Below are 494 nucleotides of genomic sequence, written 5' to 3' on the forward strand. Positions count from 1 at the left end.
CACCGCTACGCTCAATTGCGGGCTGGGTACCCGACAGCAGGTATGGCAAACGGCCGGGCAGCAGCGCGGGCTGTACTATTGCATCCTGCAGCAGGGGGGCTACCGCTCTCCCGCATTGAAAGTACTGCTGATTGACTAACCATTCTATAGCGCCGGTTTTAGTAAGGCTGCTAAAACCGGCGCTCCAAATTTCCCCTCTATTATGAAAAACTTTCTTTGGCACCTGTTACTGATATTGTGCAGCACTACATTTGCACAAACCACTACTTTTAACAAAAGAATAGATACAGGATACCCTTTTCTGAATATCACAGAAGTTTTGCCTACTGATAGCTGCTACTATGCTATAGGAGTAATTACCCATGAAACAGATAGTATCTTTTCTGTTGGCCATCTTTTTTTAAAACTTAGCCTTGAAGGAGAAATCCTATGGCACAAAAAGCTCGGCACCCCACAGAAATCCTATGAATCCTGGGGGTCAGGCCTTTTTTCAA

The 494-nt window shown here is 45.7% G+C and carries 1 protein-coding gene; it reads left to right on the forward strand.

Translation table 11 applies throughout. The annotated features are described in order from the left end of the window. Positions 1-202 precede the first annotated feature (202 nt). Positions 203-494, forward strand: a 292-nt coding sequence (locus FRY97_RS23050; protein WP_211356965.1) for a hypothetical protein, incomplete at its 3' end; no start/stop codon positions are given.

The organism is Phaeodactylibacter luteus (genome assembly GCF_007993045.1).
In the GTDB taxonomy this organism is placed as follows: Bacteria; Bacteroidota; Bacteroidia; order Chitinophagales; family Saprospiraceae; genus Phaeodactylibacter; species Phaeodactylibacter luteus.